The sequence below is a fragment of the Dankookia sp. GCM10030260 genome, from assembly GCF_042666655.1.
Classification (GTDB): domain Bacteria; phylum Pseudomonadota; class Alphaproteobacteria; order Acetobacterales; family Acetobacteraceae; genus Paracraurococcus.
Map to the genome: position 1 here is coordinate 1 of NZ_JBHTDE010000059.1, position 4,017 is coordinate 4,017.

The 4,017-nt window shown below is 66.6% G+C and carries 6 protein-coding genes; 4 read left to right on the forward strand and 2 right to left on the reverse strand.

The window, feature by feature from the left end; all coding sequences use genetic code 11:
• Positions 1–85: 85 nt before the first annotated feature.
• Entirely contained in the window at positions 86–331 is a 246-nt protein-coding gene (locus ACFQS7_RS30660; protein ID WP_380070936.1) for a hypothetical protein, read from the reverse strand.
• A gap of 237 nt (positions 332–568) precedes the next feature.
• Between ACFQS7_RS30660 and ACFQS7_RS30665 the strand changes: the two genes are divergently transcribed.
• Positions 569–700 (forward strand): hypothetical protein, encoded by a 132-nt coding sequence (locus tag ACFQS7_RS30665; protein WP_380070937.1) that lies wholly within the window; start codon positions 569–571, stop codon positions 698–700.
• Here ACFQS7_RS30665 and ACFQS7_RS30670 read toward each other — a convergent pair.
• Entirely contained in the window at positions 697–1,347 is a 651-nt protein-coding gene (locus tag ACFQS7_RS30670) for a transposase (protein ID WP_380070940.1), read from the reverse strand. The two genes, ACFQS7_RS30665 and ACFQS7_RS30670, sit on opposite strands and share 4 nt — an antisense overlap.
• A gap of 11 nt (positions 1,348–1,358) precedes the next feature.
• Here ACFQS7_RS30670 and ACFQS7_RS30675 point away from each other — a divergent pair, with 11 nt between their 5' ends.
• From ACFQS7_RS30675 to ACFQS7_RS30685, 3 genes are all read left to right on the forward strand, one after another.
• Entirely contained in the window at positions 1,359–1,847 is a 489-nt protein-coding gene (locus ACFQS7_RS30675) for an ISAs1 family transposase (RefSeq protein ID WP_380070941.1), read from the forward strand.
• Between the two features lie 180 nt (positions 1,848–2,027).
• Positions 2,028–2,570 carry a DUF1003 domain-containing protein gene (locus tag ACFQS7_RS30680; protein ID WP_380070938.1) on the forward strand — a complete coding sequence of 181 codons (543 nt, stop codon included), beginning with the start codon at positions 2,028–2,030 and terminating at the stop codon, positions 2,568–2,570.
• 112 nt (positions 2,571–2,682) lie between these two features.
• Positions 2,683–3,837 (forward strand): alpha/beta fold hydrolase, encoded by a 1,155-nt coding sequence (locus ACFQS7_RS30685; protein WP_380070939.1) that lies wholly within the window; start codon positions 2,683–2,685, stop codon positions 3,835–3,837.
• The last annotated feature ends 180 nt before the right edge of the window (positions 3,838–4,017 follow it).

Below are 4,017 nucleotides of genomic sequence, written 5' to 3' on the forward strand. Positions count from 1 at the left end.
TTGACCGGTTGGCGGGCAGTCCGAAGCGGCCAGTGCGGGATGGGTACAGCCCACCTCAACCTGTCAAATCCTCTGTGCAGAGGATCTAGTCGGGCAGCCCGGCTCGCGTATCCGGCCGCGGCCCCTCGCACTCCTGCAGTTCGGGCGGGCGCGCGTCGAGCTGGAGCACGATGCCGATCTGGCGGTTGCCGCACAGGCTGCACCGCAGGCGCCGCTCGAGCTCTCCGGCCGTCGCCGCGCCGGATCCCATAAACCTGATTGCCAGCCGAATGCCGATCGGCGCGGAATGGCCGCAGCCCTTCTCGCCCTGGCAGCCGGCCGAGAGCCACACCGAACCCGCCGAGGGCCGAGTAGCCTCTGCAGCTTGGCCGCTTCGGCCGGCGGTATGCCGAGCGCCGCGCCGATCGCGGCCGGCGTGGTGATGCCGCGCTCGTCCACGGTGCGCCGGCGAATCACCTCCATGGCGCCACGATCTCGCAGGCGGACCATCCGGCAACCGCCGCGTGGAGGACCGCGTTTTCCCGCCAGCCCGCAGGAAGGTGGGCGCAACCCGGCTGGAGAGCAGACCATGGCATACGACACCGGCAACTCGCAGTATCTCAGCAGGCTGGAAGCCCAGAGCAACCGCGCCATCCTAATGGTCGGCGCCGGCGCGATCGGCAGCGTGGTGCTGATGTTCCTGGTAGAGCGGATCTTCTAAAGGCGGGCGCGTATCGGGCTGCAGCACGATGGATACCCGCCGGCTGCCGCGCCGGCGGCGCAGGCCGACTCAGAACCTGCCTCAAAAGTGGGGATGAAGCTCTGCCCCGCCTGCGGAGGAGGAGGCGGATCGTGGCGAGGTGAATGAAGGCGCTGGCGGCATCGACAAGGCCTTCGTAGTCCTTGGCAAAGCGGCGGTTGCGGCCGAAGCAGGAGAAGGTTCGCTCGATGAACCCGGCGGCGGGGCAGCAACTCCCAGACTGTTGGTTTCGCGCACTTGACGATCTGGATGCGCAGGTTGGGGACGGCGGCATTGACTTGGCGCGCCAGGTACCCTGCATCGGCCCAGATGAGTTCGAGGTCGGGACAGCGCTTTCGCAATCCTTCGAGCACCAGGGCGACACCGTCACGGTCCTGGTTGCCGGCCGAATGCACCACGATCTGCAACGGCAAGCCTAGGGTGTCGGTCAGCACATGACGCTTGCGTCCATTGGTGCGCTGGTCGACGTCGTAGCTCACCGGGTCTGTGTGCGCCCTCCCTTTCCGCTGCTCTCGCGGTCTGGCTGTCGAGGATGCCGGCGGTCGGCACCTTGCTGTTCGCGCTGAAGGACAACCGCCCGAGCCAGCGCGCCGAGGTTGCCGCCTGATTCGCCTATCCGCTGAACCGGCCGGATGGCACCCATGCCACCACGGATGCCGAGAGTGGCCGGATCGAAGTCCGCCAGCACCGGGTCAGCCACGATATCGCCTGGTCCCTCGCCGACCGGCGCCACCCGAATGAGGCCCGCATGCCGGGCCTTGCTACGATCGGCGAGGTCGAGGCGAGCCGTGCCCGGGACGGCCAGACTAGCACCACCTGGCGGCTCTACCTCTCCTCCGCCCGCCTCGACGCCGTAGGTTTCACCCACGCCTTCCGGGCGCATGGGGCGGCGATCGAGAACAGCCTCCATTGGATGCTCGACGTCGGCTTCGACGAGGACCGCGCCAAAAACCGCCGGGACAACGGTCCGGAAAACCTCGCCATCCTCCGCAAACTCGCCCTCAACCTCCTCCATACCGCGAGGCCCGACATCTCCATCCGACGCAAGCGAAAGCGATCCGGATGGTCTGACGACTTCGCCAAATCCGTCATCGGGCAAATGCGATAGCCCTGGCGCATGAGGTGGGTAAAGCGAAACCGTGAGCGGCAGCAGTAAAAAGCAAGCTTACTCGCGTGGGCACCGTAGGCGGCAGGAACCAACGTCACGGCCCACCATTATCCCGAGCCGGACAGCGAAAGTCTCTGCCAGCGGCGGCGTACCGTCCCGCGACGACGAGGATCGTTCTTCATGGAAAACTCGACGCCAACCATTCCGCCGCCAAGACCCGACGGCCTGAGCAGCGCCCTCAGGCGGAACATTCAAGCGCTTGAGGATCGCCGCAGGCAGGAGGCCGCCGCCGCCTCGACGGAGGCGCGGGTTGCCCAGGCGATCACGGGCTTCACCGGCAGCATGCGGTTTGTCTACCTGCATCTCGCGCTCTACGGCGCCTGGATCGTGGTCAACCTCGGCATCGTGCCCGGCCTGCCCAAGTTCGATCCATCCTTCGTGATGCTGGCGATGGTGGCCTCAGTGGAGGCGATCTTCCTGTCCACCTTCGTACTGATCAGCCAGAACCGCATGGCAGCGGCGGCGGACAAGCGGGCCGACCTCGACCTGCATGTCAGCCTGCTCACCGAGCACGAACTGACCAAGCTAGTGGAACTCGTCACAGCCATGGCGGAGCGCGCCGGGGTCCGGGCGAACGCTGACCCGGAGATCGAGGAGATCAAGAAGGACGTAGCCCCGGAAGCCGTGCTCGACGCGATCGAGACTAAGCAAGCCTCCGAGTAGCCGTTCTCAGTCCGAGAGAACTTTCTTGCCTGAAGCGCTGTTGCGCAGTGCGTCTCAACGTTGCCGTTGGCAAACATATCCCAATCGATTGGAGAGATGCGCCACCGTGTCGATGCCGTTCACCTTCCTCGTCGCGTGGTTGGCCGGGATGCTGCCTCTCGCCCTGCTCGGCGCTGCCGCCTACCTCGTCTGGGCGTGGTACGTCGGCGAGGTCGTCGAGACGGTCTGGCTCATCGTCGGCATCGTCCTGCTGCTCTGGTCCGTGTTCGGGCGTTCCCTCGTCTTGCTGACCCGACGCGGCGGCACTGAAGAGCCCCGCTCGGAGCGGGGCGGGCGCGGGCAGCGCGTCGCCGGGCCGGGCGGGGCGGACCTGCACGTGGAGGAGCACGGGCCGGAGGTGGGTGCGCCGACGCTACTGATGACCCATGGCTGGGTCCTCGACGCGACGGCTTGGTACTACGAGAAGAAGCATCTCGCCGACCGCTTCCGCCTCGTGCTCTGGGACCTGCCCGGCCTTGGTCTTTCCACCCAGCCCAAGGACGGCCGCTACAGCCTTGAAGGCATGGCCCACGATCTGCGGGCCGTGTTCGACGCCACCGCCGGGGGCAGGCGCGTGGTGCTGGTCGGGCACAGCATTGGTGGGATGACCATCCTAACCTTCTGCCGCCTCTTTCCCGAACTGCTCGGCCGCGAGATCGCCGGGATCGTGCTCGTGAACACCACCTACACCATGCCCCTGAACACCATCATCGCAGGTGGCTTGCTGCGCGCCCTCCGGTGGTCCGTGCTGGTGCCGCTGCTCTATCTGACGACTGCGCTCTGGCCGCTGGTCTGGCCCATAAACCGGAAAAGCTACCTCGACGGTTCGGCGCACAAGGCGACAAGCTGGGCCACGTTGAGCGGGCAGGAGACCCGGGGGCAGTTAGACTTCGCGGCCCGCTTCACCGCCAAACAGCATCCGGGCGTGCTGGCCAAGGGCATCCTGGCCATGCTGCGGTGGGACGAGACCGCCACGCTGCCGACGATCCTCGTACCGACACTCATCATCACCAGCGACCGCGACAAGCTCACGCTGCCGCGCGCGAGCGAGGAGATGGCGCGGCTAATCCCGCGTGCCGAACTGCTGATGGTCGAACCGGCTGGGCACCTCGGCTTTCTTGAGCGCAGCGTGGAGTACGACGAGGCGATCGCGGGCTTCGCCGCGCGATGCCTCGCTCGCGCCACACCCGCAGCCGAACGCCTACGCGGGGCGGATGGAACGCTCTGATCCTTCCGCAGGCGCATAGGTCGGCCGTGCCCTGAGTAGGCCTTGTTCCAACCGTGAAGCAGGAACGCCGACTATTCCCGTCGAGAGACCTTTACCGCAGCCCGAACGGGGAGCGCTGGTGGCTTGTCCGCGACCCCGGCGCTGAGCAGGTATTTGTCAGGCACCAGCCCAATGCTCTGT

Coding starts and splice junctions, on each gene's coding strand:
- ACFQS7_RS30685 (WP_380070939.1), top strand. CDS start 2,683: ATGCCGTTCACCTTCCTCGTCGCGTGGTTGGCCGGGATGCTGCCTCTC.
- ACFQS7_RS30680 (WP_380070938.1), top strand. CDS start 2,028: ATGGAAAACTCGACGCCAACCATTCCGCCGCCAAGACCCGACGGCCTG.
- ACFQS7_RS30665 (WP_380070937.1), top strand. CDS start 569: ATGGCATACGACACCGGCAACTCGCAGTATCTCAGCAGGCTGGAAGCC.